The sequence below is a fragment of the Embleya sp. NPDC008237 genome (assembly GCF_042956465.1).
GTDB lineage: Bacteria > Actinomycetota > Actinomycetes > Streptomycetales > Streptomycetaceae > Embleya.
In genome coordinates, this window is sequence record NZ_JBIBGL010000038.1 from 25,057 (window position 1) to 50,276 (window position 25,220).

At 70.4% G+C, this 25,220-nt stretch carries 26 protein-coding genes; 16 read left to right on the forward strand and 10 right to left on the reverse strand.

Annotation, left to right across the window (positions count from 1 at the left end):
- Nucleotides 1-454 precede the first annotated feature (454 nt).
- From ACFZBU_RS47050 to ACFZBU_RS47060, 3 genes are read left to right on the forward strand one after another with little or no spacing between them, the layout of a single operon-like run.
- A complete protein-coding gene (locus tag ACFZBU_RS47050; RefSeq protein ID WP_391590007.1) occupies nucleotides 455-2,104 on the forward strand; it encodes a PP2C family protein-serine/threonine phosphatase in 1,650 nt (549 codons plus the stop codon).
- Nucleotides 2,104-3,189, forward strand: coding sequence for a B12-binding domain-containing protein (locus tag ACFZBU_RS47055; RefSeq protein ID WP_391590006.1), 1,086 nt, complete (start codon nucleotides 2,104-2,106; stop codon nucleotides 3,187-3,189). The genes ACFZBU_RS47050 and ACFZBU_RS47055 overlap by 1 nt, the downstream gene beginning before the upstream one ends.
- Nucleotides 3,186-3,599, forward strand: coding sequence for an STAS domain-containing protein (locus ACFZBU_RS47060; RefSeq protein WP_391590005.1), 414 nt, complete (start codon nucleotides 3,186-3,188; stop codon nucleotides 3,597-3,599). The genes ACFZBU_RS47055 and ACFZBU_RS47060 overlap by 4 nt, the downstream gene beginning before the upstream one ends.
- 464 nt (nucleotides 3,600-4,063) lie before the next feature.
- Here the strand turns inward: ACFZBU_RS47060 and ACFZBU_RS47065 are convergent, their stop codons facing one another.
- On the reverse strand, nucleotides 4,064-4,507 hold the full coding sequence (locus tag ACFZBU_RS47065) for a MarR family winged helix-turn-helix transcriptional regulator (RefSeq protein ID WP_391590004.1): 444 nt from the start codon (nucleotides 4,505-4,507) through the stop codon (nucleotides 4,064-4,066).
- A 212-nt stretch (nucleotides 4,508-4,719) separates the two neighbouring features.
- Between ACFZBU_RS47065 and ACFZBU_RS47070 the strand changes: the two genes are divergently transcribed.
- A complete protein-coding gene (locus tag ACFZBU_RS47070) occupies nucleotides 4,720-5,952 on the forward strand; it encodes a PP2C family protein-serine/threonine phosphatase (RefSeq protein WP_391590003.1) in 1,233 nt (410 codons plus the stop codon).
- Nucleotides 5,953-6,157: 205 nt separating this feature from the next.
- On the opposite strand, the gene ACFZBU_RS47075 is transcribed toward ACFZBU_RS47070, so the two are convergent.
- Nucleotides 6,158-7,216 carry an ArsR family transcriptional regulator gene (locus ACFZBU_RS47075; RefSeq protein WP_391590002.1) on the reverse strand — a complete coding sequence of 353 codons (1,059 nt, stop codon included), beginning with the start codon at nucleotides 7,214-7,216 and terminating at the stop codon, nucleotides 6,158-6,160.
- A 302-nt stretch (nucleotides 7,217-7,518) separates the two neighbouring features.
- On the opposite strand from ACFZBU_RS47075, the gene ACFZBU_RS47080 reads away from it, so the two are divergent.
- The 3 genes from ACFZBU_RS47080 to ACFZBU_RS47090 all read left to right on the forward strand — a co-directional run bounded on the left by ACFZBU_RS47080 (nucleotide 7,519) and on the right by ACFZBU_RS47090 (nucleotide 9,847).
- Complete coding sequence (locus tag ACFZBU_RS47080; RefSeq protein WP_391590001.1) at nucleotides 7,519-8,031, forward strand: GNAT family N-acetyltransferase; 513 nt, start codon at nucleotides 7,519-7,521, stop codon at nucleotides 8,029-8,031.
- A gap of 601 nt (nucleotides 8,032-8,632) precedes the next feature.
- The gene (locus ACFZBU_RS47085) at nucleotides 8,633-9,313 is read left to right on the forward strand and encodes a hypothetical protein (RefSeq protein ID WP_391590000.1); all 681 of its coding nucleotides are present in this window, start codon (nucleotides 8,633-8,635) and stop codon (nucleotides 9,311-9,313) included.
- Between the two features lie 99 nt (nucleotides 9,314-9,412).
- Entirely contained in the window at nucleotides 9,413-9,847 is a 435-nt protein-coding gene (locus ACFZBU_RS47090; protein WP_391589999.1) for a hypothetical protein, read from the forward strand.
- Between the two features lie 113 nt (nucleotides 9,848-9,960).
- Here the strand turns inward: ACFZBU_RS47090 and ACFZBU_RS47095 are convergent, their stop codons facing one another.
- Entirely contained in the window at nucleotides 9,961-10,413 is a 453-nt protein-coding gene (locus ACFZBU_RS47095) for a MerR family transcriptional regulator (RefSeq protein ID WP_391589998.1), read from the reverse strand.
- A 28-nt stretch (nucleotides 10,414-10,441) separates the two neighbouring features.
- On the opposite strand from ACFZBU_RS47095, the gene ACFZBU_RS47100 reads away from it, so the two are divergent.
- Entirely contained in the window at nucleotides 10,442-11,212 is a 771-nt protein-coding gene (locus ACFZBU_RS47100) for a methyltransferase domain-containing protein (protein WP_391589997.1), read from the forward strand.
- Between the two features lie 88 nt (nucleotides 11,213-11,300).
- On the opposite strand, the gene ACFZBU_RS47105 is transcribed toward ACFZBU_RS47100, so the two are convergent.
- Nucleotides 11,301-12,224 (reverse strand): VOC family protein, encoded by a 924-nt coding sequence (locus ACFZBU_RS47105; protein ID WP_391589996.1) that lies wholly within the window; start codon nucleotides 12,222-12,224, stop codon nucleotides 11,301-11,303.
- A gap of 212 nt (nucleotides 12,225-12,436) precedes the next feature.
- Nucleotides 12,437-12,910 (reverse strand): MarR family winged helix-turn-helix transcriptional regulator, encoded by a 474-nt coding sequence (locus tag ACFZBU_RS47110; RefSeq protein WP_391589995.1) that lies wholly within the window; start codon nucleotides 12,908-12,910, stop codon nucleotides 12,437-12,439.
- Between the two features lie 123 nt (nucleotides 12,911-13,033).
- Here ACFZBU_RS47110 and ACFZBU_RS47115 point away from each other — a divergent pair, with 123 nt between their 5' ends.
- Together ACFZBU_RS47115 and ACFZBU_RS47120 are read left to right on the forward strand one after the other, a co-directional pair.
- The gene (locus tag ACFZBU_RS47115) at nucleotides 13,034-13,966 is read left to right on the forward strand and encodes a DODA-type extradiol aromatic ring-opening family dioxygenase (RefSeq protein WP_391589994.1); all 933 of its coding nucleotides are present in this window, start codon (nucleotides 13,034-13,036) and stop codon (nucleotides 13,964-13,966) included.
- Between the two features lie 79 nt (nucleotides 13,967-14,045).
- On the forward strand, nucleotides 14,046-14,981 hold the full coding sequence (locus ACFZBU_RS47120) for an NADP-dependent oxidoreductase (RefSeq protein WP_391589993.1): 936 nt from the start codon (nucleotides 14,046-14,048) through the stop codon (nucleotides 14,979-14,981).
- A 190-nt stretch (nucleotides 14,982-15,171) separates the two neighbouring features.
- Here ACFZBU_RS47120 and ACFZBU_RS47125 read toward each other — a convergent pair whose 3' ends face one another.
- Nucleotides 15,172-16,023 carry an SAM-dependent methyltransferase gene (locus tag ACFZBU_RS47125; RefSeq protein ID WP_391589992.1) on the reverse strand — a complete coding sequence of 284 codons (852 nt, stop codon included), beginning with the start codon at nucleotides 16,021-16,023 and terminating at the stop codon, nucleotides 15,172-15,174.
- A gap of 162 nt (nucleotides 16,024-16,185) precedes the next feature.
- Nucleotides 16,186-16,473 carry a hypothetical protein gene (locus tag ACFZBU_RS47130; protein WP_391589991.1) on the reverse strand — a complete coding sequence of 96 codons (288 nt, stop codon included), beginning with the start codon at nucleotides 16,471-16,473 and terminating at the stop codon, nucleotides 16,186-16,188.
- 647 nt (nucleotides 16,474-17,120) lie between these two features.
- Between ACFZBU_RS47130 and ACFZBU_RS47135 the strand changes: the two genes are divergently transcribed.
- Nucleotides 17,121-17,810 (forward strand): D-alanyl-D-alanine carboxypeptidase family protein, encoded by a 690-nt coding sequence (locus ACFZBU_RS47135; RefSeq protein WP_391589990.1) that lies wholly within the window; start codon nucleotides 17,121-17,123, stop codon nucleotides 17,808-17,810.
- 671 nt (nucleotides 17,811-18,481) lie between these two features.
- On the opposite strand, the gene ACFZBU_RS47140 is transcribed toward ACFZBU_RS47135, so the two are convergent.
- The gene (locus ACFZBU_RS47140; RefSeq protein ID WP_391589989.1) at nucleotides 18,482-19,276 is read right to left on the reverse strand and encodes a hypothetical protein; all 795 of its coding nucleotides are present in this window, start codon (nucleotides 19,274-19,276) and stop codon (nucleotides 18,482-18,484) included.
- 378 nt (nucleotides 19,277-19,654) lie between these two features.
- On the opposite strand from ACFZBU_RS47140, the gene ACFZBU_RS47145 reads away from it, so the two are divergent.
- The 4 genes from ACFZBU_RS47145 (at nucleotide 19,655) to ACFZBU_RS47160 (ending at nucleotide 21,774) form a co-directional block, all read left to right on the forward strand.
- On the forward strand, nucleotides 19,655-19,882 hold the full coding sequence (locus ACFZBU_RS47145) for a hypothetical protein (RefSeq protein WP_391589988.1): 228 nt from the start codon (nucleotides 19,655-19,657) through the stop codon (nucleotides 19,880-19,882).
- A 646-nt stretch (nucleotides 19,883-20,528) separates the two neighbouring features.
- Nucleotides 20,529-20,924: an SHOCT domain-containing protein gene (locus ACFZBU_RS47150; protein WP_391589987.1), complete on the forward strand. Its 396-nt coding sequence runs from the start codon at nucleotides 20,529-20,531 to the stop codon at nucleotides 20,922-20,924.
- 86 nt (nucleotides 20,925-21,010) lie between these two features.
- On the forward strand, nucleotides 21,011-21,454 hold the full coding sequence (locus ACFZBU_RS47155) for a DUF6325 family protein (RefSeq protein WP_391589986.1): 444 nt from the start codon (nucleotides 21,011-21,013) through the stop codon (nucleotides 21,452-21,454).
- 41 nt (nucleotides 21,455-21,495) lie between these two features.
- On the forward strand, nucleotides 21,496-21,774 hold the full coding sequence (locus tag ACFZBU_RS47160) for an SHOCT domain-containing protein (RefSeq protein WP_391589985.1): 279 nt from the start codon (nucleotides 21,496-21,498) through the stop codon (nucleotides 21,772-21,774).
- A gap of 177 nt (nucleotides 21,775-21,951) precedes the next feature.
- Here ACFZBU_RS47160 and ACFZBU_RS47165 read toward each other — a convergent pair whose 3' ends face one another.
- On the reverse strand, nucleotides 21,952-24,312 hold the full coding sequence (locus tag ACFZBU_RS47165) for an arylsulfatase (protein ID WP_391589984.1): 2,361 nt from the start codon (nucleotides 24,310-24,312) through the stop codon (nucleotides 21,952-21,954).
- 192 nt (nucleotides 24,313-24,504) lie between these two features.
- Here ACFZBU_RS47165 and ACFZBU_RS47170 point away from each other — a divergent pair, with 192 nt between their 5' ends.
- Nucleotides 24,505-24,804 (forward strand): SHOCT domain-containing protein, encoded by a 300-nt coding sequence (locus ACFZBU_RS47170; RefSeq protein ID WP_391589983.1) that lies wholly within the window; start codon nucleotides 24,505-24,507, stop codon nucleotides 24,802-24,804.
- Between the two features lie 148 nt (nucleotides 24,805-24,952).
- Here ACFZBU_RS47170 and ACFZBU_RS47175 read toward each other — a convergent pair.
- A partial coding sequence (locus ACFZBU_RS47175) for a hypothetical protein (RefSeq protein WP_391589982.1) occupies nucleotides 24,953-25,220 on the reverse strand: 268 nt, incomplete at its 5' end.

Below are 25,220 nucleotides of genomic sequence, written 5' to 3' on the forward strand. Positions count from 1 at the left end.
CGCGGTTTCCGGGCCGGCGGGGGACGGGTCCTGCGACCCCGGCGACCACGATGCCTCGGACGCGGTCGGCCCGGCCACCGAATTCGGTGGCCGGGCCGACCGCGTCCGAGGCATCGTGGTCGCCGGGGTCGCAGGACCCGTCCCCCGCCGGCCCGGAAACCGCGCTTCGCGACGCCCCGGCGAGAAGGCGGTCGACCGTCCGGGTGTGGCGCCATCCGCCCCAGGCATGTCCCGCCGCGCTCGGGAAGCGGCGGTCGAGTGGAGGCGTCGCGCGCGACGAAATGGTCCTCATGTGACGTAATGGGTCAATTGTCGGATTGTGAGCCGGGTGTTGCATACGGCCGGCGCATGCGACACGGTTGCAGGAAGACAACTGTTGTCGAACGACAGAGAGGTGGTGGGGTGCGCGCGATGCGTTCCCCGGCTTGTGATCCGTTCTTCGGGTACCCCCGACATTCCGCGCGATGGTGGCGTTCGCGTCGGCACCGCGTGGAGTAACGCTCCCTATCCCGTCCTCGTCGCCGACCGGGCCGGGGACATCGTCGAAACGAATGAAGTCGCGCACTGCCTGTTCGCGCACGCCGCAGAGGCCGGTGAGAGTCTGGCGGCAGGCGGCCTGCCGCACTGGCTCGCAGAGGCGCACCATCGCCTGCCGTCGGTCGGGGCGCCTCGGGAGGCCGTCTCGGGCGCGGTCGCCGGCCGTACGTTCGAAGCGCATCCTTCGCCGGGCGAGGGCGGGGATGTGGTGTGGTGGCTGGTGGAGGATACCGATCTGCGTCTGGCCGAGCGGGCGTTGCGCGGTGAACGTGAGCGCGCCGCGTTGCTGGCGGAGATCTCCAGTGCGTTGTTGTCGTCGCTGAACGTGGAGCGCTGCGCGGAGGTGACCGCGCGGATGGCTGCGGATCACCTCGCGGATGCGGCGGTCATCATCGCCCCGGGCCAGGGTCGCCGTCATGCGCTGACGTATGCGCAGGTCGGCGGCGAGGTCACGAAGGCAGTGATGTCAATCGACACGGGAACGCTTCCCGGGCTGGCGGAGGCGTTGCAAGGATTTCCGCCGGTACCGACGCGGTGGATCGACCCGGGCGAGGTCCCCGACTGGGTGGTGCCACCGGGCTTCGCCGGTGTGATCGGGTCGGTGATCGTCACCCCGTTGCCCGGGCACGGGGTTCCCGCCGGAGTGCTGATCCTGATGCGTCCCAGTACACAACGGGCGTTCACGGACGGTGAGGAAGTCTTCGCGCGGCTCTTCGCCGCACGCGCGGGCACCGCCCTGTCGGCGGCGCGGCTGTATGCGGAGCAGGCGTCGATCACGGCCACACTTCTGCGGGAATTGTTGCCGCCGCGGCTGGAGCGGGTGCACGGCGTGGAGTACGCCGGTGTCTACCGGGCCGCACAGGACCACGAGCGTGTCGGCGGTGACTTCTACGACGTCCATCCCGGGGTGGATCCCTCCGGGGAGACGTTCGTCGTGCTGGGGGACGTGGCGGGCAAAGGCCTGGAGGCCGCCGTGCTGACGGGCAAGATCCGCAGCGTGCTGCACGCGCTGTTGCCGCTGTCCGGTGATCACCAGCAGGTCCTTGCCCTCCTCAACGACGCCCTGATCAACTCCCACCACACCCGGTTCGCAACCCTGGTGCTGGCCTCCGTTCGACGCAGTGCGGGGCAGGTGCGGCTGCGGCTGACGAGCGCCGGACATCTCCCGCCGCTGATCGTCCGGGCCGGCGGGCGGGTGGAGGAAGCCGCCACCGGCGGCACCCTCATCGGGGCTCTGCCCGAGGTCCGGGCGCGGAGCGTGGATGTGGTTCTGGCGCCGGGGGAAACGTGCCTGCTCTACACGGACGGCATCACCGAGGCCCGCGGCGGGCCACTGGGCAACCAGCTCTACGGTGAGGCGAGACTGCAAGAGGCCCTGCGCGAGTGCGCGCGGATGCCGGCGGAGGCGGTGGTGGAACGCGTACAGATGCTGGCGGCGCAGTGGCTGGGCGGCGGCCGTCACGACGACATGGCCACCCTGGCGATCACCAGCCCGACGGACGGCCACGACGCGCTCGATGTCGTGGGCGGGCACGGGGACTCCCACCTGCAACGCGAGGAACCGTGATGACCGACGCCACGAACCACGACACGGCCCCGGAGCTTTCGGAGCGACTGTGGGCGGCGGTGATCGGCAGGGACGAGCCGGCCGCGATGCGGCTGGTCGCCGCGGCGGCCGATGCGGGAGCCGATCGTGAGTCGTTGTTGCTGGACGTCGTGGCCGGCGTGCAGCACCGCATCGGGGTGGAATGGGCCGCCGACCGGATCAGTGTGGCCGAGGAACACGCGGCCACCGCGATCACCGACCGGGTCATCGCCGCCCTCGCCCACCACCGACCCGCCCCGCCCCTCCCGCGGAGTCGGGGGCGGATCACGGTGGCCTGCGTCGACGGCGAATGGCACTCCCTGCCCGCCCGGCTGCTGGCCGAGGTGCTCACTCGGCGCGGCTGGCGGGTGGACTTCCTCGGCGCCCATACCCCCACCCCGCACCTGATCGCACACGTGCACCAGACCAACCCGGCCGCCGTGCTGCTGTCGGCCTCGTTGCCCACCCACCTGCCCACGGCGCACCAGGCGGTGACCGCCGTGCAGTCACTCGGTATCCCGGTCATGGTCGGCGGCGCCGCCTTCGGAGTCGACGGCCGCTACGCCCGTCTGCTGCGGGCCGACGCCTGGGCCCCCGACGCGCGACGCGCCGCCGACCTCTTGGCCCGGGGTCTCACCAGCCATCGGGCGGTTCAGCGGCATCAGATCGACGACCTGCCCCACCTCGGCGACCAGGAGTACACCCTCGTCAAGACCCGCCGCACCACCCTGGTGCGGCAGTGTCTGGCCGGCCTGGACGAGCGTCTGCCCGCCATGCCTTCGTACAGCGCCGCCCAGCGCGAACGAACCGCCGAAGACCTCGCCCACATCGTGGACTTCCTCGCCACGGCCCTCTACGTCGACGACGTCGCGCTGTTCACCTCGTTCGTCACGTGGACCGCGGACATCCTCGCCGCCCGTCACGTGCCCGTCGCCGGCTTGCGCATGGGGTTGGACGTCCTGGCCGGGCAACTGCACGACTTCCCCCGCGCCCGCACTTTTCTCGACATCGCCGCCGACACCCTGCCCATGGCCCCCGCCCACTCCGGTCCGGGACTCACCGCATGACCTCGTACGTGCCGGTCGAGCTCTCCGTCCGCGTCCAGGCCGACGACGCCCACTCGCTGCACCTGGCCATCCGGGGAGACCTCGACTACGACTCCATCGATGCGTTCACCCACACGGTGAATTCGGCGCTGGACGCACACGCGGAGCAGCACGGGCCGGCCCTGCGTCATGTGCACCTGGATTGGGAAGGCCTGACCGCCATCGACTCCGGCGGACTGTCCGCTCTGATCGGCGTGGGTCGCCGCACACATTCCGCCGGAGTCACCGTGCACCTGCACCGGCAACCCGTCCACCTGACCCGCTTGCTCGAGATCACCGGCGTCGACGGGTACCTCACCGGGCACACCGACGCCGGCGGTCGGGCCGCAGCGGACGCGGGCGGCGACGCCGAATCCGCCCCCGTTCCCTGAGGGCCGGCGCCCGACGGCGGCCGGCCGGCGCCTCGCGTCCACGCGGCGGGCCGCGCGACGGACCCTGCCCACCCGCGCGGCGCCCGCCCGTCGCACGCGCCCGCGCGTTGTCCGGGTCGCGTCACGAGGTCGTCCCCGAGGAGCGCGCCCGGGCTCACGCGGACCGAGCCCGTGACACATGTCCACCCGCAACATTTGTCATCGGTCAATCATTCGATACGCTTCGCTTCGGACGGCGGGGCAGGGCAACCGGCGTCGAAGACAACGACATTGGTCGCGTTGCTCGGTCCGCTCGCCTGCGGTCGGGTGTCGCCGCTCGTCCGACGAAAGGAGTCGCCATGGGACATCGGCATCGGCCGGCGTCCGGTCGCGACGCATCCGCCGGACGTAGTCGACGTGCTCGGCGCTCCCGGCACACGATGAAGCGGGCGCACCGTGCCGCCTGCACGTGGCGTCCGGTCCCCTCAAGCGGTCTGCGCGTGCGGGGCGAGCGAGGCGTCCGGCATCTCGTCCAGAACCGGAATGGCGGCGTTTTGCAGGGATTCGAGCCCCTTGAGCAGCATCGCCCGGGATTCGCCCGACATGCGCGCGGTGACGACCGCCAGCTCCCGCTCACGGCGGGCCCGCAGATCCGCCAGGAAGGCGCAGCCCCGCCGGCTCAGCCGCAATTGCAGTTCGCGACGACTGCTGGCGCTGGGCAGGCGCTCGACGAAACCCACCGCCTGCAGGCGGTCACACAGGCGACTCGTCGAGGAGGGCGTCGACCGCAGGCCGTCGGCCAACGTGCGCAGGTTGATCCCCTCGTGCTGCTCGAGCAGAAACAGCGCGCGCAGCTGTGAGGTGGAAACGGGTGCGGTGGACGCCCGCCCCAGCAGCATTTCGAGCAACTCGGCCGCTGCGGTCGCCACGCGCGCGGTCTCGTCCGAATGGTCGTATCGAGAGGAGCTAACCCCGCTCACCGCCTTACTCTGACGCCCGAAACGGCCCCGGCCCCACGGCCGCGCCGTGACCACAATAGACGCTGAAAAAGCGGTTGATCCGACAGGCGGCCCGGGCCGTTCCACGGACACGCACGAGGGTGCCACCGCCGCACCCCGCAGAGAACGGCTGAAGACATACCGTGAACGCATCCGAGGAAGCCGAGCGCGCGCTGCGCGCCGCACCTCCGCATGGGCTGCCGGACGCCATCCGAAGCGTGCTGACGAGGCACTATCGGGCAGAATCCGTCGACCTGCTGATGGCCGACTACAGCCTGACCGTCCTGCAATCGGTGTCCGCGCTCCCGCACGCCACCGAACCCCTCTCCGTCGACAACAGCCCCCAGGGCCGAGCCTTCGGCGCGCAGGAGCCCGTACACGACGCTCAGGAAGACGCCACCGTCGTCCACCTCCCGGTGACCGTACGTGGCGACCGCCTCGGTGTACTCACCGTCGCCCTGCCCACCGACGCCTGCCCGCCGACGATCGTGGCCGAGCTCGCCGACATCGCCGAGATGCTCGCCCACGCGGTGATCGTCGCCGAGCGCGACACGGACGTCTACCTCCGGGCCCGGCGCAAGGATCGCCTGACCCTGGCGGCCGAGATGCAGTGGCAACTCCTGCCGGGACGAGCCTGCAGCCGCGACGAGTACGCCATCGGCGCCCAACTCGAACCCGCCTACGCCGTGCACGGCGACAACTTCGACTGGTCCGCCACCGCCGACCACCTCGTCCTGACGGTGACCAACGGCATGGGCGAGGGCATCGACGCCGCCCTGCTCAGCAACCTCACGATCAACGCCCTGCGCAACGCCCGGCGCGCCGGCATCCCCATCGCCGACCAGGCCGCCCTGGCCGATCAGGCCGTCTTCGCCCGGCACCGCGGCGACGCCTACCTGTCGGTCCTGCTGCTGGACTTCGAACTGGCCACCGGACGGGTCCAGGTGGTCGACGCCGGCTCCCCGCGCCTGCTGCTCCTGCGCGACGGGGCCGTGGCACCGGTCGACTTCGACGCGCAACTGCCCCTGGGCATGTTCGAGGAGACCGACTACACGGCGCAGGAGTTTTACGTCAGGCCCGGCGACCGTCTCGTGTTCGTCAGCGACGGCGTCCACGCGGTCGCCTCACCGGCCGGCGAAGCCTACGGCGACCGCGCGTTGGCCCGGGCGATCAACGCCACCCGGCTGTTGCCGCCCGCCGAGATGCCGCGCGCGGTCCTGCGCGAACTCACCAGCCACCGCGGACGGCCCGTCCCCGACGACGACGCCCTGGTCGTCTGCCTGGACTGGTACGGCAGACCTGCCACCGACCACCCACCGACCGAGCCCCCCGGCCGTCTCCCCACCTTCCCCGCGCCACCTCACGATCCGCGCTAACGACACGACGCGGCGCGACCTCCTCGCGGGCCGGGAGCGCTTCGCCGTCCGACGGATGCCGTGCGGATGTGGTCGCGGACTTCCATCGGATCCGCAATCGGCGGAACCATTGCCGGCGGGGGCGAGCGGGATGCCACCCTCGCTCGGCGTAAAGGCCGGAACCCAAGGCGTCCGGAGGACGTGGGGCCTTCAGTTTGACGTCCGGCTATGCGGTGGCACGTCCGTGCGGTGGTTTCGGGATCGGCCCCTGGAAGTGGTGGCCGTTGAGGAGCGCGTTCCCGAGGGGAGTGAGCGTGTGTAGTACGGCGTTGCCGTGCCGGGTGGTGGTGACGAGGCCGGCCTGGCGGAGGATGGTGGCGTGCTCGCTGGCGCTGGGCGGGGATGCGCAGATTCGCTCGGCCAGTTGTCCGGTGGTGCAGGGGCCGTCGCCGATGGCGTCGAGGGTGCGGGCGCGCGTGCGGCCCAGGAGGGCGGACAGCGCTTTGTCCAGTCCACTTTCCGGTGTCGTCAGCAGGCCGGCGGCGTCGGTGACGTTGCGGATGACGGGTATGAACAGCAGGACGGGCGCCTGATCGTCCGTGGGGCTGGTGTAGGTGATGGGCCTGGTCTGGCAGAAGGCGGAGGGAACCAGCAACAGACCTCGGCCGGCCAGTTCGACGGTACCGGTGAGTGCTCCTCGGCCGATCTCCAGAGTCGGGGCCTGCCAGCGGAATCCGGGCGGCAGCCCCGCGAGCATCGCTTCCACTCCGTGCTCCGCGAGTGTGCGGGCATGACCGGCCTGCTCGGCCTGTAAGCGTGACAGGATGCGCGGCCAATAAGGGGCTACGGCAGCGCGGTGAGAGTCCTGGAGATAGGCCACCAGTTCCTCGCGGTCCGCGCGGTGGTGCGCAATGTCTCCCCATGCGGTACCCGCCCACGGTCCCGTGCAACGCGAGTAGCGGACGCGGGCGTGGGCCGCTCCGGCGAGTTCGGCGTGCAGGTGGTCCGCTCGGGCCGCGCGCACAGCCTCGAGGCCTTCCTCTATCGAGGTTGACGCTCCCGTCACGGTGAACAGATCCATGAAGGCCTCGTGGAAGAGAGCCGAAGCCGGATGCGTTCGAGCGGCCGACTCGGCCTGGACCCTCTGACGCCAAGCACCGAACAGAGCTTCCCCCTGGGGCTGTTGCAGGGTCGTCAGGGAGAAGAACGTCTCGCCGAGCGGGCCCCACGTCGCGGCGATCCGAGTCCTGACCAGGTCTTCCGACGTGAACGTGATGCGCAGCACGAGATGTCCTTCTGAGGTGGCGTGAAGGTCATCTTCTCCGGATGCCTCGGACCGCGCCAAGGCGGTTTTGCGACAGGCGTTTCGGCGACGGCCGAAAGGGTTTCGGTCCGCGAGTGCTCCGCTGCCAGGATTGTCCCGAGGGTGACCGCACAGCCGGGACGGGCAGCCGAGCCCTCGGCCACCTGGAAGAAGTCACCCGCGTCTGACGGAGGCGGTCGAAATCGGCATGACCTCAATGAGGCCGCAAGGCGCCGGCGGCCGGATGCTCGCCGGACTCGCCGGACTCGCCGGATGTTCGAACGATGACGCTTGACAGGGGGTTCTTGATGCTTCGGCCCGCAAATCCGGACGATGTGGGAACGATCGCGGAGATCTGGCAACGAGGGTGGCGTGAAAGCCATCTGGGGCACGTTCCCGATACTCTCGTCGCCGTACGCGGCGCGACGTCGTTCAGGACACGGGCGCTCGAACGTATCAACGCCACGGTCGTCGTCGACACCGATCAAGCGGTGGCGGGTTTCGTAACGGTGATCGACGACGAGGTGGAACAGATCTACGTGTCGAAAGAGCGCCGCGGCATCGGGGTGGGGGACTTACTGCTCGCGGAAGCCGAGCGCCTCGTCGGCGCCGGCGGCCATGATCGGGCCTGGTTGGCCGTCGTGGGCGGCAACACCCGGGCCCGCAGATTCTACGCACGCAACGGCTGGACCGACGAAGGCTTGTTCGACTATCCGGCGGACAGCGTCACGGGCTCCGTCCTCGTCCCCTGCCACCGCTACATCAAGCCCGTCGCGAGACATCCGACGAGCCACTGACCTTCACTCCCCCGGCAAGTGCGGAGGACTCCGACGGCCATCGCGAGAACACGGGGTGCGTTCACAGGCGTGCGTTCGGGGAACGCGGGAAACGCGAGATCGTCTTCTCGCGAGACGGAGGGGACGCGGACGGCGCCGAGCAGCTGTTCGATGTTCTGGCCGACGGCCGGCCCGAGGCATACCGGCGGTTCGCCGCCGACTACTACGAGGTCGCCGTCGACCTCGAGGTCGTACGCCACGTCTATGCCCTGCGCCCCCTGTCACAGGCCCTCGTCTCGTCGCTCAACCCGGAGGCGAGCGTGGGCGAACTCGCCGAGGACTTGGCCCGGATCGGGTATGCGCTTCCGTGAAGGGCGTTGCCGGCACCCGAGGGCCGTGAGCGCCCGAAACAACCACCGACACGAGCCATGTCACCCGACCACCGACACCACCGGAGCCCAAGTCGTGGAGGACAGGCCGACATTCGACCTCTGCCCGGCCCCTAACCCTCGCCGTCGCACCGATCCGCCAGGACCGACGCTGCCAGGAACCACCACGCGGGACGCGGTCTTAGACTCGGAGTTGCGGCGTGGCACGGGGCTCGCCGGGCAAGGGGACAAGCGTGCGGAATCGAACGGACTCCCACTCGGCCGACGGGTGGACGCAGTACGACGAATACCTCTGGCACACCTGCGACATCGTGGCCGATGTCGTCACCGGCCAGGCGGACCGCCGCCCGCTCGTCGCGAGCACGGCCCGGATCGAGCCGGGTGAGCGCGTACTCGCGACCGGAGCGGGGGAGCATTTCCGACTGCGCGCGGTGGGCAACGGCAGTTACCGCAGCACCGGCGTGGCCGCGATCGGGAAGCCGGGGTTCGTGGTGGGCGCGCTGGCCCTGAACGCTTTGGGCAACGCGGCGCGCCGCAAGCGTGCGCAGCAGGACACCGTCCCGCGCTGGGTGCACGACGGCGGCGGCGAACTGACCATCACGCAGATGTCCGCGTACCTCGCGCATCCGCGCAACCCGCTGAGCCTCGGCTTCACCGGTCTCGACCAGATCGACCTGCCCGAGCCCGGCGTCTTCGAGGCCCGCTACCACGACATGTACGGCAAGGGCTACATGTGCGTGCGCGTCAACACCCCGTGGGCATCCCTGATGTTCGCGCTGGCGGCCCTCGCGGCGTTTCCGGCCCACCCACGGCTGCTGGGCGGCGCGTGGCTCCCTCCGGGTTTCGAGGAGCGCTGCGCCCACTTCGGCCGACCGGTACGCCCCGCCCAGCGACTGGTGTTGGGCCAGGGCTAGGACGGGTACTCATCGGCCGGGCGTCGGTTCCGCCGGGCGCCTCGGCCGTCGTGTCCACGTCGATTCTCACGGGCTGGGGCGTGGCGGACGATGGTGCGCGTGAACCTGTCCGATGGGAGTGCCGGGGCGGCCGTCGCCTTGACGCTGTGTGATCCGGCTTGGGTGCCGGACCTCGCGGCGCGGTTGCGCGAGCCGCTCCTGGACGCCCTCGCCCGGGCACCGCATCTGCCGCCGGAGCTCGTCCGGCGCCTGCCGGCGAGCGCCGGCCCCGAGGCCCACGCGGCTCTCGCCCGCGACACGCTCGCGCGCGAGACCGCGCTGACGGCGGATGTCGCGACGGAACACGCGGCACGGACGCCCGGTTTCCTCCGCTCCCCCGCGGCCCGCGAGCTGATCCGCCGCGTCCGTACCCGACTCGACCACGCCGACGCGTGGGTGGTCGCGGTGCGCCTGCTGCCCGAGTTCACCGGCACCCTCCTCGAACTCGTCGACACCGCGGCCACCGCGACCGGCCACTCCATCCCCGCGCCCTGATCCGCGACACACGCAGGGCGGGACCGCGCGTGGAAGACGTCGAGCAATGGGTCAAGACGCGTAGCACCGGCGGCCACTGGTCCGCCTGGCACCGGGCGTAGGTCGGACGGGCCTCAGAGGGGAGTGTGCACGACCGCCTCCGTGCCGACCCGATCCCGCACCACCTGCCGGAAATGGGCGCACCGGGTGAAGTCCTCCTGAGCGCAGTCGAGGGCACATTCGACGAGTTCGAGTGATGCCTGCGCAGCCGCGATACGAGAGCGGAGCGCATCGGCCTCTTCGCACAGGATGTTCCGTCGCTGCCCGGCATCGGCGGTGGCGACCAGCGCGCGGATGGTGTCGAGGGAGAGCCCTGCCTCCTTGCCTCGCAGGATGACGGCGACACGGGTGAGGTCGGCAGTGCGGTAGCGGCGGCGGCCGGCGGCGTCGCGGGCGGGGGCCAGCAGCCCCATCGCCTCCCAGTGACGCAGGACGTGTGTGGCCAGACCGAAGCGTTCGGCAAGGGCGCCGATGCTCATCAGGCCACGCTCACCGCCGACGAGCGTCTTGGATTCGCTTGACTTCATCCCGACATTAAGTCCCAACCTGATGCTCATGACCAGGGAAACGGAACAGACACCCCCGCCGACGGACCACCTCATCGCCCGGCTCGACGCCGCCGATCGCCTGCCGGGCGCAAAGGAACTGCGCTCCCTCTCCTACGACTTGCTCGGCGCCGGACCCGGAAAATCCGTCGTGGACGTGGGCTGCGGCGCCGGACGAGCCGTGGCGGAACTGGCCGAGCGGGACGTGCGGGCCGTCGGAGTGGACCCGAACGAGCGCATGATCGCGGTCGCCCGCGGCCGGTGGCCCGAAGCGGACTTCCGGATCGCAGGAGCGTACGAACTCCCGCTGCCGGACGCCTCGATGGACGGCTACCGCGCCGACAAGGTGTTCCATGAACTGACCGAGCCGGAGCGGGCACTGGCCGAGGCCCGCAGGGTTCTCACGCCCGGCGGGCGCATCGTGCTGTTCGGCCAGGACTGGGACACCTTCGTGATCGACTCCGACGATCCGGCCCTCACCCGCACCATCGTGCACGCCCGCGCCGAGATGACCACCAGCCCTCGTGCTGCTCGTCGGTACCGCAACCTGCTGCTGGACGCCTGGTTCGGCGACGTGACGGTCGAGGTGCACACGGGCGTTTTCACGGGGCCGACCCTGTTGCCCTTGCTCACCGGACTGGCCGAGGGAGCCTGCTCCACCGGCGCCGTCACGCGCGAGCGGACGGACGGCTGGATCGCCGAGCAGCGTGCGCGGGCCGAGGCCGACCGCCTCTTCCTGGCCATGCCGATGTTCCTGGCGACGGCGACCGCACCACGGTGAGGTGGGGCCACCCGATCGAGCCCGAGCCGCGGCCCCGCGTCCATGACCTGGCGCCCCGCCGATCGCCCGCTGTCCACCGCGCCGTGTTCTACCTCGACTCGGTGTGGGCGCCGGTCATCAGCGCGGCGAGATCCTCGGGGGCGAGGAAGGACGGCGGGGGCGGCGGGCCCCAGTTGAACAGGCCCTTGGCACCTTCGAGGACCTCGGGCGTCCACAGGCTGTCCTCGGGGATGCAGTCGAGATCGGAGTAGTACTCGCTGAAGTTGCCCGCGGGGTCCTTGAGGTACCAGAAGAAGTTCGAGCCGGCGTGATGGCGGCCCAGACCCCACACGTGGCGTTCCGGGTGGTCCTCGAGCATCGCGGCGGCGCCTCGGCCGACCTCGTCGATGTCGTCGACCTGCCACGAGGTGTGGTGCAGGTAGGGGACGGGGGCCGCGAGCACGAGCAGGTTGTGGTGGTCGGTCGAACAGCGCAGGAACGCGCCGGCGCCCTTGATGATGTCGCTGGTCTTGAATCCGAGCCCGTCGGTGAAGAAGGCGGTGGAGACGTCGAGGTCGGGGCTGCCGAGGACCACGTGCCCGAGCTTGCGCGGCCGTACCGGGCCGGTGCGCAGGACGCCGGGCGCCCGGCCCGCACGCTCCACGCGCCCGGGGCCGTTGTACGGGGTGGGCGGCGCCGGGTCCTGACCGAGCCTGGGTGCGACCTCCACGACGGCGCGCACACCGGTGGGCCGGTCGTACGCGGTCAGCGTCGCGCCGGCCATTTCACCGGCTGCGCCCAGGCGCTCCAGGCGCGCGGAGGCGGCGGCCAGGTCGTCGGGGGTGTCGACTCCGACGCGTATTTCGACCAGGCGGCGCGAGGCGGCGGGGACGATCCGCAGTTGGCGGCCCGCGTCGCGGGTGGTGAACCAGCCGTCGGTGTCGGGGCACAGACCGAACTCGGTGTAGTACTCGGCCGTTCGCGCGACGGCGGGGACGCCGATGGTGACGGAGATCAGGCGGTGCAGGGCCATGACGGTTCCTCTGCGGGGGCACGGTCCGGCGGGATGGCCGGAGAGTCGGGGTGATCGGATGGCGGGCCGGTGCACCGGGGGATCGTCCCACGAAGGCCCTGCCGTCACCTTCGACGGTGAGAGCGTCTTCGTTGCTCGGGCGCTGATCTCTGCGCCGTGCGCCATGTCACCGCCATCGCGAAGCCGACGGAAACGGCTGCCCGGAACGGCGCTCAGCCTCCTTCGAGTTCGCGGCGCACGGTGGCGGCGATGCGGGTGAGTGCGATCCCGAGGTGACGGCGCTGCGCGGCGGTGAGCGGGTCGAACACGAGCCGCTTCACCTGTGCGACGTGCTCCGGTGCGCTCTGCACGAGCTTCTGCCGGCCGGCGTCGGTCAGGGTGGCGAGGGTGTATCGACCGTCGCCGGGGTCGGGTCGGCGGGTGACCCAGTCGCGGGCTTCGAAGCGGTCCATCGCCTTCGACAGGCGGGGTTGGGTGCTGTCGCAGACCCGGGCCAGGTCGCTGAGCCGCATCGTGGCCTCGTCCGCCATGGACAGCCGGGCCAGGACCCCGTACTCGAAGTTGGAGATGCCTGCGTCTCGCTGCAGTTGTCGGTCGAGGGCCGCCGGGAGGGCGATGACGACCGTGAGCAGCGCCTGCCACAGGTCCTGCTGGTCGTCGTCGAGCCAGGGTGACTGGGTGTCCATGAGCCCCATCATACTTGCCCGGGAAACCGACATCACTTGCCTGGGCAAGCCTTCAGGGGCTAGGTTTTCACTTGCCTGGGCAAGTGACCGTACTTGCCCAGGCAAGTGAAGGAGCTGATTTCGATGCCCACCACGAGCAGCCTGGCCGCACCGAACGGCCCGGCCTTCCCGAACGGCTTGACCTCCCCGAACGGCTTGACCTCCCACGTCCCGTCGCACACACCGGCCGCGGCATACGACGACCTCCTTGCCCGGGTCCTGCCGCAAGCACGCCAGCAACGGGTGTGGAGTCCCTCCGACGGGCCCCTGCCCAGCCTCTTCGTCAGCCACGGCGCGCCGTTCACCCTGGACGATCCGCAGTGGCTCGCCGACCTCTTCGACTGGGCCCGGTCGATGCCCAAGCCCCGGGCCGTCGTCGTCGTCTCGGCGCACTGGGAACGAGCACCGGTCGCGATCTCCGGAACCGCGGCCGGCACCCCGCTCCACTATGACTTCAGCGGCTTCCACCCCCGCTACAAGACCCTCCCCTACCCGACTCCGGACGCCGGCGACCTGGCTCGGCGGCTCACGGGCCTGCTGGGCCGGACACCGGTGCACGAGTTCGCCGGCCGCGGCCTCGACCACGGCGCCTTCATCCCGCTCATGGCCATGTATCCCGCGGCCGACGTCCCGGTCGTGCAGCTGTCCATGCCCAGCCTCGATCCCGGCGCCCTGCTCGGGCTCGGGGCCCGCCTGCGGCCGTTGCGCGAGGAAGGCGTCCTCGTGCTCGGGTCGGGCTTCATGACGCACAGCTTCGCCGTCTTCCGCCGGCCGGAACTCGCCGCCGACACCACGGCCTTCGACGAATGGGCCGTCGACGCCCTCGCCCGGGGCGACGCCGACGCCCTCGCCGACTACCGCGTCAAGGCACCCGGCGCCGCGGTCGCCCATCCGACGGCCGAACACTTCGTCCCGCTGCTGCTCACCGTCGGCGCCGCCGACGACCCCGGCAGCGCCGTGAGTGCCATCGACCGCATGGTGATGGGCAACTCCACCCGGTCGGTACAGCTGACCTGAGCACCTCGACGTGCTTCACCTTCCCCCCGATCGCCTCGTCCGTCGGCGACGACACCGACACACCCTGGAGGAAAATCCCATGAAGGCAATACGTTTCCACGAGTTCGGCGGCACCGAGGTCCTGCGCTACGAGGACGTCGACCGTCCGGTCCCCGGTGCCGGCCAGGTGCTGGTGCGGGTGGCGGCCACCTCGTTCAACCCCGTCGACGACCACATCCGCGCCGGCGTCCTGGCCGAGATGATCCCGATCGCTCTCCCGTACGTGCCGGGGATCGACCTGGCGGGCACCGTCGCCGAACTCGGCGCGGACGTGACGGGCCTGGAGGTGGGCGACCGGGTCGTGGCGATGCTGCCCCTCGACACCGCCGGCGCCGCCGCCGAGTACGTGCTCGCCCCGGCCGAATCCCTGGCCCCGGCGCCCCGGACCATCGAGCTGATCGACGCCGCGGCGCTGCCGCTGACCGGCCTGGCGGCCTGGCAGACGGCGTTCGAACTCGCCGAGTTGAAGCCCGGTCGGACGGTCCTGGTCAACGGGGCCGGGGGCGCGGTGGGCAGCCTCGTGGTGCAACTCGCCGTCGACGCGGGAGCGCACGTGACCGCGGTGGACGCGCCGCAGCACGCCGACCGCCTTCGCGGCTACGGCGCCGACCGGGTCGTCGGCCCCCTCGACCTCGCCGCGGGCCCGGCCGCCGTGGGCGGTCCGTTCCAGGTCGTGGTCAACCACGTGCGCGTCTCCCCGGAGGAACTCGCGCAACTGACCCACTACGTCGCCGACAGCGGGATCGCCGCCAGCACCGCCGGCCCGATTCCCGAGGACCCCGCGCGCGGGGTGCGCAGCGCGAGCCTGTGGGTCCGCAGCGACGGAGCCCAGCTGACCGAGCTGGTCGCCAAGGTGGATGCCGGCAAGCTCCGGATCCACGTCGCCGCCCGCCGCCCGGTGGCCGAGCTGTCCGCCATGCACGAGGAAGCCGGCGCCGGCCGGCTGCCCGGCAAGACGGTCGTGCTCGTTCCCTGATCCCACCCTGCCCGGACCGCCCGCCGTTGGTCCTCGTCGCCGACGGGAGTCCGGGTGTTCACGCGGACCGCCGGGGGCGGCCCGATCGAGGAACGCGCGTAGCGCGGACTCGGGCGCCTCGGAGGCAACGGCCCGGGCGGGACCGGTCGGCCCGGCATGCGGCGGCCGACCGGTGTCGGTACGGGCGCGATCAGAGCTTGCGGGCGACGCCGCCGAACTCGATCCATTCGGCGGTCTCCTGGGTCGGCCCGGGCGTCGCGTCCGGGCGCCAGGTGGAGACCTCGACGAGGCCGGGGGCGAGCAGTTCCAGGCCGCTGAAGTACGTCTCGACGTCCGCCGCCTCGCGGACGCGGCCCCAGTTGCCCTGGGTGGCGGTGAGCATGAAGTCGCTGAGCCGCTTGCGTACTTCGGAGTCCGCCGAGACCAGGTGCGAGATGACGACGAAGCTGCCCGGGGCGAGCCGGTCCATGACGCGTTCGACCAGAGCCGCCGGTTCGTCGCTGTCCGGCAGGCAGTGCAGGACCGAGACGAACAGCGCCGCCGTCGGCTCGGTGAAGTCGATCAGCTTGGTCACGTCGGCGTTGTTCATGATCGCGTCGGTGTCCCGAAAGTCCGCGGTGATCACGGTCGTTCGGTCGTTGTCCGCGAGAATCGCGCGCCCGTGCGCCAACACGATCGGGTCGTGATCGATGTAGACGACGCGCGACGCCGGATCGATGCGCTGCGCTATCTGGTGCACGTTGTCCTGGGTGGGCAGGCCCGATCCGTGGTCGAGGAACTGCCGCACGCCGTACTCGCTCGCCAGCACCCGGACCGCGCGCTGGAGGAAACGCCGGTTGTTGATCGCGAGCGCGCGCGTGCCCGGCGCCGCTTTGGACAACTCCTCGGAGGCCTCGCGGTCGGCTCGGTAGTTGTCCTTGCCGCCGAGATAGTAGTCGTACATTCGTGCCACGCTGGGAACGCCGATATCGAACCCGCCCGGCGGGTTGTCCTTCGCCCGATCCCGGGCATCGTCCTGCGCGTCGATCGAGCGCTCTGTCATGCGAATCCCCCACGGATAACCGGCAATTGACTGCGCGTCACACGATATGAACACGCGGGCACAGCCTAACCGACGCTTGACCGAGTCCACATCCTCGACGCGGTGCGGTCCCGCGATCCGAGGCCGAGGGCGGGTCCGTCCGCCTTTCGAGTCGAACCGAGCTCAGCCGAGACCCCGATGAGCGGCCCACAACTCCCCGGCACGGCCGGCAGCGCCGGCGACCAGGGCCGCCAGTTCGGGCTTGTCGGGGACAGGGAAGGAGACATACGCGCCCCGACCGCCGCCGACCGGCCGGCCGTAGGCCTTCACGGCGAGGTGACCGTCCGGGAGAAGCCGGACGTTGAGTGTGGTCAGCGTGAACGCTTCACCGCGACGAGTGTCCGTCCAGCGGAGCGCCTGCGGGATCGTGACATTGATCGCGAGAGCACTCACTTCCAGGTCGCTGCTCATGGACGAATGATCTCAACACATGGAGGCCGTACTCAACGTACCGACCACCACGGCGACCCTGATCCGAGCGATCCCACCGAGCCGACCGATCCCACCGATCCGCGCGTCGCCCGAGCCCGCACGCCGGATCGTGCCACGTGATCCGTGCCCGGCAAGGCCTTGCCGAAGCAACGCGGACCCGTACCCCGACGGCTCGCCCTCGTACATCGGCCTCGGCGCGAAGCAGCGCCGACCTTGCCCTTGCACAGGGTCAGGGTCAGGGTCAGAGTACGGTCGGACCATGCGGCGAGCCGCTGGGAGTGGGTAACGACCACCATGCACTTGTTCCGGTCGTGGCCGGCTCCCGGAGGATGAAGATGTCGAGGATGCCCTGCGTCGTGTCCTCCGCCACACCGGGAATGCAGGGGCTGCGGATCGCGGTCACGTTCACCGGCCACCGATTCCCGACGAAGGTGTCGAGCCCGGCAGGTGACGCGCTGTCGGCCGACCCGGGGGCGGGCTCGGCCGGGTGGCGGGTGAGGTGACCATCGGCGATACCGTCGCACAGTCGGCCTGTGCCGGTTCGGGGATGCCGGGGACTACGCGTATCGCGGCCGTATCGAAAACGGGATACGCCCCCGCAACGGTCCTTCGTCTTCAGTGAAGGCATGGACCACACCACATCACCGCAGCCGGAGCCGTACGTCGTGCCGCCCGACGCCCACACGATCACCATACCGGCGCAGCCCGCCACGCCTCCCGCGGCGCCGGCGCGCGAGCCGACCGGCCGCCGGCGGGGGGTGAGGGTCGCGTGGGTACTGGGCGGTCTGCTGGCGCTCGGCGCGACGGGCGCCATCGGGGTCGAACTGCTCGGCGGCGACGGCGGGAAGGCCGATACCGCCACCCCGATCGCCGAATCCGCTTCGGCCTCCGCCTCGGCCTCTGCGTCCGGACCGCCGAAGAACGACGTGGACGCGCCGACCGACCCGAGCGCACTGACGCGACCCGCGTACACCGCGTACAACCGCATCAAGGCGGACATGGCGAAGGAGGGCATCACCCTCTCCCTCACCTCGGGCAAACGTTCGTGGACGCACCAACAAGAGCTGTGGGAGGAGGAGTTGAAGGCGAAGGGTTCGCGCCAGGCGGCGATGCGGCGGGTGTTGCCCCCGGAGATGTCGCTGCACGTACACGGCCTGGCGATCGACATCGCGCCGCGCGCCGCGCAGACCTGGCTCGACCGCAAGGGCTCCGCGTACGGCTGGTGCCGCCCATACGACAACGAAGCGTGGCATTACGAATACAAGGCGTCATACACAAAGGGCTGCCCAACACGCAAGGCGGGCCCGTGGGAGTGACAGCCGCGAGCAGTACCAGCGGTGGCACAGACCCACATACGCACCTCGCACGCAGCGGCCGCCGGGCAGCCGAATCCGGGAACCGGCCGGACGGACCCATCTGCCACGCCTGCCGCGAACGGGCCTTGCGGAACGGGGAGTTGGGGCTTCCCTCGGGGCATACCGCCACCGCCGTCGCCCCATCATGCCCCGCCACCGTGCGCAAACGCGCGACGCCGAGCGTACTGATCGGTCCGTGCACCCGGGGATCACGCCGTGATACCCATTCCCGACCCCGAGACTCGTCGATCATGTTCCGGATGTACCAGGGACCGTCGGGCCCGGGTCGGCGCCAGATGTCGTGAACCTCCGGCGACGGGACCTCGTCGGGCTCCCACGGACGCAGGCTGCCCGGGCGGATCGGCGGCCCACCATGGCCGGCCCGACAGAGCCTGCTGGACCACGAGCTGGTCACGCCGCAGCAGCAGGACATCGGTGTCGCCCTGGTTTCGGATTCGGCGGCCCACCGCGAGTTCGATCGCGAACCTCCGGCCGCCCACCAGCAGGACTCCAAGCCGGACAACCTCGCTCGGAGGAGCCGGATCCCACCTGGAAAACGGCAACGGCGACACCGAGGCTGGTGTCCGCGTGTTCGGGCCGCCGCGGGTGAGGCTGGAGAAGCGCGATCGGCATCAGGCCCAGCGCGTCAAGCCGCCGTTGACGTCTGGCTGGGCCGCGGTTTCCGTGATGAGGACGGCAGTGGTGACCGGGCCCGGGGTGCCACCGGTGGCCGAGCCGGCCACCGCTGCCCGGACGGCGCGGGCGACTTCCACCGGAAGGTATCCGGGGGCGACCGCGAGCCGAACTTCGATGTGCCGGCCGGGTGGATCGTCATGTTGCTCCACCTTGACCGGGCGGCTTCCCAGCAGGGTGGTGAGGTGGGCGACGCCCGGAACGGCCGCCGCGACGTCGGCCAGCTCTCCGGCGAGCCCCCGCATGGATCCTGTTTTTGTCGCAGGGGGCAAGCCCCGCGCCGCTGCGGCTTTCTGCGGGGCCCTCGGTACGGTCTGAGAATTCCCGCCTGTCTCCGGGCCCTCATGGAGATCGGTGACGCGCAAGTCGGCTGTCACGGTGGACAGGCCGAGCCGTTCGGTGGCCGCCTTGAGCAGTGTGTTCCTCAACTGGTCGGCGGTGTGAGGCAGTGGCTGCCGGAGGGATGCTGCGAACGCGGCCTCGATCCGGAGCGGGCCGGGCGGTAGCGCGCTGACCGGCGGACGGACGGCCGGCTCGGAGACGGGCTCGAGTGGTGCCGGCCCGATGCGCAGCGACTGCAGCCAAACACCGGGAACCTCGGTGGCAGCGCGCCCCAAGGCCCGGCCGGCCGCTTGCTCGGTAATCCATGTCCCGTCGTCGGGCCCGCCGAGCGGGAGCAGCCGGCCCAGGTCGAGCTGGTGCCGTACTGCCTGCGTCCACGTCTCGGTTCTCACCGACCCCCACCCCCTTTTCTTCCATGGCTGCGGTTCTCGCCGTGCCGCGTTGCGCCCGGAGTGTCCGCGAGGGGCCCGGGCAGGGACGCTCGGGCCACTCGTTGGAGCACTCCGCCTCACAGTCCACATGCCCGTCAAAACACCATAAATAGTCTGTACTCTTAATAAAGGTTGCAAATTGGGCTTCTGTGAGAGAGGAATGTCCCGATGACTGAGAACCCCGGCGCAGAGCCTGGCGGTGCGCCCGGTTCTCGCGGCCGTGGAAGTCAACATCCTGGTCAGCGACGTGAAGCTGCCCGACGAGGAGGACGAAGGGGAAGAGCGGCAGCGCATCCGCCGGCCGGGGCGGAGCAGCTCGCTTGAGTGAAGGAGCGCGTGATGAGCAGGGCTGTGGTGGGCTTGATGGTCGGAATGGCGCTGGGTTTCGCCGCGTATTTCGGTGGCTTCTGGGCTTTCCTGCTGGTGCTGGGGCTGGGCGTCGTCGGCCTCGCGCTCGGGCGGTTCATGGAAGGTGACCTCGAACTGGGCGACTTCGTCCGCCGCCGGGACCGGCAGGAGGGGACCCGCGATGACCGGCGACGGGGTCGAGGAGACGGGCTGCGGTGACGGGTGAAGCCGATCTGCGTCCGGGCCATCCTCGCGGGAGCGCGGTGCGATCATCGTCGCCGACCGGACCGTTGCAAGGATCGCTTCCCAGGTGGCGCACGAGGCACTGAGCAGGTTCACCGAATCGACCGGCCAGTTGCCACCCGGCCGCCGGACGCCACACGTGACCGCATCCGTGCGGAGGGCACCGGAGCGGAACACCCCGGGACCAGACGCCGAGTCTGCCGGCAGACGGCAGGGGCAGTCGGCAGGCGGTGCCCGGTGAGGCACGTATGCGCATCACCGTCGAACTTCGGCGCCGCACCGCTCCGACACCGCCACGATCACGCGCCCCGGGGGCGTGACTCGGCAGCACCGCCCACCCACTCGACGGTTGCCCCCTCGGTCGACCGCGTCAGAGCAGCCACGGGACCGAGGGAAGTCCCAGGCCTTCTCGCAGACCGGACAGGGCACGGGCGTCCGGTGATCGGGGCCGTTCGGCTCGGGCGGGGGAAGCGGTGCCTCCCCCACCGGTTGCGGGCCGGGGTGGGCGGGGTTCGACTGGGAGAAGGGGTCAAGAGCGCGCGGGCCGCGTGTCACCAGGGCTGTGTTGTCGAGCCCGTCCATGGACCGCCGGTCGGCGCCACGCACGACAGGAGCCATCCTCGTGGACGACTATCCGCTCCTCAACGCCTTCCTCACCATGTTGTGGCTGTTCCTGTGGATCCTGTGGTTCTTCCTGCTGTTCCGGATCATCACGGATCTGCTGCGTGACGACAGCCTCGGCGGCTGGGCCAAGACCGGATGGATGGTCTTCGTGATCGCCCTGCCGTTCCTGGGTGTGTTCGTCTACGTGATCGCCCGCGGCAGCGGCATGGGCAGGCGTGACGCCGCCCAGGCCAAGCAACAGAACGAGGCCTTCCAGGCGTACGTCCGTGAAGCCGCAGGCACCAACAGGCAGGCCACCGGCGTCGAGGAGCTCTCCAGGCTGGCGCAGCTCAAGAGCAACGGCGACATCTCCGCCGAAGAGTTCGAAGTGGCCAAGCGCAAGCTGCTCGCGTGACCCGACCCGGCGTGAACACGCAGCACTCTCGGGTACGGGCAGACGCCGGCGGATGCGCCGCCGGTGGCCCGAGTACAGGAGTTGACATGAGCGACGCACCGTACGAGCCCGGACCGATCGACTACCTGGTGGTGGAGTTCCCCGGAAGTCGGATGACCGGCGAAGGGCTCCCCCTCCTGGTCGATCTGGTCGACCGCGGCATCATCCGGATCCTGGATCTGGTCTTCGTCATGAAGGAACAGGACGGGTCGATCCGCGGCGTCGAACTCACCGACCTGACCGGCGACAGCGAGCTCGACCTCACCGTTTTCGAGGGCGTCTCCTCGGGTCTGCTCGGCGAGGACGAGATCGACGAGGTGAGCGGGGTCCTCGAACCCGGCAGCTCCGCGGGTGTCCTGGTCTACGAGAACGCGTGGGCCGGCCCGTTGGCCGCCGCCCTGCGGCGCGGCGGGGGCCGGCTCGTCGCCAACGGACGCATCCCGGTCGAGGACGTCCTGGCGTCGCTGGAGGCTGCCGAGTCCAACGCCTGAGTTCGCTCCCGACCGAATTGCGTGAGTCAAGGAGAAACACCATGCCTGGTCTATTGCGCGGTATCGCCCGCACCGCCGTGGTCGCCGGGACCGCCACCGCGGTCTCCAACCGGGTCTCCCGGCGACAGGCGGGCCGCTGGGCGGAGCAGGACGCACCACCGGCCGCGGCCGAGCCCGCCCCCGCGCCGGCCCAGCCGTCGTCGGACGACGAGATGAGCGGCAAACTCGCCCAACTCAGGGAACTCGGCGAACTCAAGAGCCAAGGCGTACTCACCGAAAGCGAGTTCCAGGCCCAGAAGTCCCGAATCCTCGGCTCGTGAGCACCGTCACGGGACTTCGGCCGCGAGACCTCTCCGGTCGCGGGGTCTTTTGGGTGGCAAGGGCAAGGGGCCCGGCTGGGTGGCAAGGGCAAGGGGCCCGGCACCAGGTGATGCCGGGCCCGCCCCCTGCCACGCATGGGCCCGCCGACGACCGGCGGATCCACGGGGGCGGCCCGCCTACTGGCGGGCCATGTGCATGCGCATCTCGCTCTCGGCGTCGACGATGAGGTCGCCGGACAAGTCGACGGTGACGCTGTGCAGGGTGCCGGTGAAGCGGAACGGCGCCCGGTAGTCGGGGGTGACGGCAGAACCGGGGTTGAGGCCGCAGGCCATGCCACCCGGATTGAACGCGATCGGGGTGGTCACCGGCATGTCGCTCCAGCCGACCAGACGGCCGTCGATGTACAGCTGCGCCCGGCCGGGTGCGCCCTTGCCCTGGGCCATGTCCGGGAGGCCGGTGGGCTCGAATTCGAAACGCAGCGCGTGTCGCCCCTCGGGCACGTTCTCGCCGGAGACCACGTGGTGCAGGGCCCGCTGGAGGTAGTTGTGGGCGTAGTGCAGCCGGCCGTCCTTGACGTAGAGGGACCAGCCGCCGGAGTTGGTGCCCTGGCAGAGCAGGACGCCCTGGGCACCGCCGGGCGGGATCTCGACGTCGGCGACGACGCTGTGCGGGCGGTTGAGGACGCGGGGCGCGACCGCGGCGGGCAGGGTCTGGGTACCGGGACGAAACGTGTAGCTGGTCCGGTCCTCGGTGATCTGTGGGCGCCGGGTCATCAACCGTTCCAGGGCGCTGCCGTCGATCGGCAGCACGTTGTACCTGCCGGCCTCCACGTACCACAGGGCGATCATCTCGATCAGCTTGCCGCGGTGCTCCCGGGCGAGGTTCCGCGTCTCGGCGACGTCCTCGTCGACGTGGTACAGCTCCCAGTGGTGGGCGTCGAGGTCGTCGAGGTCCGCCATGGTGATCGGAGTACCGAACGGCCGCTCGGCCTCGGCGAAGGAGGGGCCGGGCCAGGGGCAGACCGCCCGCCATCCGTCGTGGTCGATCGCCCGATGCCCGAACATCTCGTAGTACTGGGTGCGGTGGCGGCTCGCCGCAGAGGCGTCGTCGAAGGTGTGCGCGAAGCTGACCCCGTGCAGCGGTGACTGGGTGACCCCTCGGATGGTCGCGGGCGGTTCGATCCCGAGCACGTCGAGGACCGTGGGCACCATGTCGATGATGTGCGCGAACTGGTCGCGCACCTCGCCGCGGGCCCGGATACCGTCGGGCCAGTGGACGAGGAACGGGTCGCTGACACCCCCTCGGTAGGTCTCCCGCTTCCACCGCCGGAACGGCGTGTTGCCCGCCCATGTCCAACCCCACGGATAGTGGTTGAACGTGGCAGGACTGCCGATCTCCTCGATCCGCGCCAGGCTCGCCTCCAGCGTCTCGGGCGCGTTGTTGAAGAACTGCAGCTCGTTGGTGGTGCCGGTGACCCCGCCCTCGGCGCTCGCACCGTTGTCGGAGACCATCATGATCAGCGTGTTGTCGAACGCGCCGGTCTCCTTCAGGAAGTCCACGAGCCGCCCGATGTGGTGATCGGTGTGGGAGAGGAACCCGGCGTAGACCTCCATCATCCGCGCGGCCAGACGCCGCGCGTCCGGGGACAACGACTCCCACTCCGGCACGTCCGGATCGTGCGGGGACAGCTTCGCGTCCGCGGGCACCACACCGAGTTCCTTCTGCCGGGCGAAGGTCCGCTCGCGGTAGGCGTCCCAACCGTCGTCGAACCGTCCCCGGTAGCGGTCCGCCCACGCGGCCGGCACATGGTGCGGGGCGTGGGTGGCGCCCGGGCACAGGTTCAGAAAGAACGGCTTGTCCGGGGCGACCTGTTTCGCGTCGGCGATGAACGCCATCGCCCGCTCGACGAGGTCCTCCGTCAGGTGGTAGCCCTCCTCCGGCGTGGCCGGCGGCTCGACCTGGTGGTTGTCGTACACCAGGTCCGGATACCACTGGCTCGTGTCCCCTCCCAGGAACCCGTAGAACCGCTCGAAGCCCCGCCCCAGCGGCCAACGATCGTAGGGGCCCGCCGCAGACTCCTGCTCCGAGGGCATCAGATGCCACTTGCCGACCATGTACGTGTTGTAGCCCTGCTGCAGCAGCATCTCCGACAGGAATCCGTTCTCGAACGGGATCTGCCCGTCGTAGCCCGGATACCCGGTGGCCAATTCCGTGATCGCCGCCATGCCGTTGGCGTGGTGATTGCGGCCTGTGATGATGCACGAGCGCGACGGCGAGCACAGCGCGGTGGTGTGCATGTTGCTGTAGAGCAGCCCGCCCGCGGCCAGCGCGTCCAGATTCGGCGTCTCGATCGGACTGCCGTAGCAGCCCAATTGCCCGAACCCCGTGTCGTCGAACACGATGAACAACACGTTCGGCGCGCCCGCCGCCGCCCGCACCGGTTGCGGCCACGCCGGACGGGACTCCTCCGTCGTGCGCCCGATCACCCCCGGGAACCGCTGCCCCGTCCGATACTCGCTCCACGACGACTGCGCCATCTCGGTCTCCGTCCCACCACCGGCGCGAGCACGGTGATGTGTGTGCGGCTGTGCGGTCCGCCGCGACCACGGAGCCCTGCCACCGAAGTGGGATCCGTATCGGGCACGCGCGGGCGGGAGGCCCTGGCCGACGGCCGGAGCCGGGTCCGGCCTCCTCGACGTTAGGCCGTCACCGTCCCCACTGCGATCGGGGTGCGCCGTCCGGATGAGAAGGCCGTCGCCCGGCGCACCTTCGCGGAAACGCGGCCCGACGCATGCTCGACCGGCGAAGGGCTCCCCCTGGTCGATCCGGTCGACCGGGGCATCATCCGGATCCTTGATCCGGTCTGCGTCACGAAGGAGCAGCCCGCCCCCGCGCCGGCCCAGCCGTCGTCGGACGACGAGATGAGCGGCAAACTCGCCCAACTCAGGGAACTCGGCGAACTCAAGAGCCAAGGCGTACTCACCGAAAGCGAGTTCCAGGCCCAGAAGTCCCGAATCCTCGGCTCGTGAGCGTCGCCACGGGGGGCTGCGGCCGCGAGGGCTTTTCGGTCGCGTGAATTCTCCGTCACGAGGGGCCCGGCACCATGATGATGCCGGGCCCGCCCACTGCCATGCGTGGACTCGCCGACGGCCGGCGACTCGCTGTCACTAAGTGACTTTACGTGCACACCCTTCGATGTGCAACCATATCGTTGGCAATGCTCGACTCGGAGCCGTCGGCATGCCGGACACGCGCTTCCGTTCTCGGAACTGCGCGGTCGGGCGGATGCGTGACCTGCGAGATCCGTGAGGTCGATGTTTCGCGATTCGTGCGCTGGATCCGCACATCGACCTGCGGATCCAGCGCACGAATCGCGAAGCCCAGCGGGCGGGCGGGTGGGAGGTAGTGCCCCGACGCCAACCCGCCGGGGCCCTTCGCGCGCACC

Excerpts from the sequence above, each read along its gene's own strand:
- ACFZBU_RS47130 (WP_391589991.1), bottom strand. The coding sequence starts at position 16,473 with ATGAGCAGCGACCTGGAAGTGAGTGCTCTCGCGATCAATGTCACGATC.
- ACFZBU_RS47105 (WP_391589996.1), bottom strand. The coding sequence starts at position 12,224 with ATGGCCCTGCACCGCCTGATCTCCGTCACCATCGGCGTCCCCGCCGTC.
- ACFZBU_RS47095 (WP_391589998.1), bottom strand. The coding sequence starts at position 10,413 with ATGAAGTCAAGCGAATCCAAGACGCTCGTCGGCGGTGAGCGTGGCCTG.
- ACFZBU_RS47110 (WP_391589995.1), bottom strand. The coding sequence starts at position 12,910 with ATGGACACCCAGTCACCCTGGCTCGACGACGACCAGCAGGACCTGTGG.
- ACFZBU_RS47060 (WP_391590005.1), top strand. The coding sequence starts at position 3,186 with ATGACCTCGTACGTGCCGGTCGAGCTCTCCGTCCGCGTCCAGGCCGAC.
- ACFZBU_RS47115 (WP_391589994.1), top strand. The coding sequence starts at position 13,034 with ATGCCCACCACGAGCAGCCTGGCCGCACCGAACGGCCCGGCCTTCCCG.
- ACFZBU_RS47120 (WP_391589993.1), top strand. The coding sequence starts at position 14,046 with ATGAAGGCAATACGTTTCCACGAGTTCGGCGGCACCGAGGTCCTGCGC.
- ACFZBU_RS47155 (WP_391589986.1), top strand. The coding sequence starts at position 21,011 with ATGAGCGACGCACCGTACGAGCCCGGACCGATCGACTACCTGGTGGTG.
- ACFZBU_RS47135 (WP_391589990.1), top strand. The coding sequence starts at position 17,121 with ATGGACCACACCACATCACCGCAGCCGGAGCCGTACGTCGTGCCGCCC.
- ACFZBU_RS47100 (WP_391589997.1), top strand. The coding sequence starts at position 10,442 with ATGACCAGGGAAACGGAACAGACACCCCCGCCGACGGACCACCTCATC.
- ACFZBU_RS47055 (WP_391590006.1), top strand. The coding sequence starts at position 2,104 with ATGACCGACGCCACGAACCACGACACGGCCCCGGAGCTTTCGGAGCGA.
- ACFZBU_RS47165 (WP_391589984.1), bottom strand. The coding sequence starts at position 24,312 with ATGGCGCAGTCGTCGTGGAGCGAGTATCGGACGGGGCAGCGGTTCCCG.
- ACFZBU_RS47080 (WP_391590001.1), top strand. The coding sequence starts at position 7,519 with ATGACGCTTGACAGGGGGTTCTTGATGCTTCGGCCCGCAAATCCGGAC.
- ACFZBU_RS47125 (WP_391589992.1), bottom strand. The coding sequence starts at position 16,023 with ATGACAGAGCGCTCGATCGACGCGCAGGACGATGCCCGGGATCGGGCG.
- ACFZBU_RS47145 (WP_391589988.1), top strand. The coding sequence starts at position 19,655 with ATGAGCAGGGCTGTGGTGGGCTTGATGGTCGGAATGGCGCTGGGTTTC.
- ACFZBU_RS47160 (WP_391589985.1), top strand. The coding sequence starts at position 21,496 with ATGCCTGGTCTATTGCGCGGTATCGCCCGCACCGCCGTGGTCGCCGGG.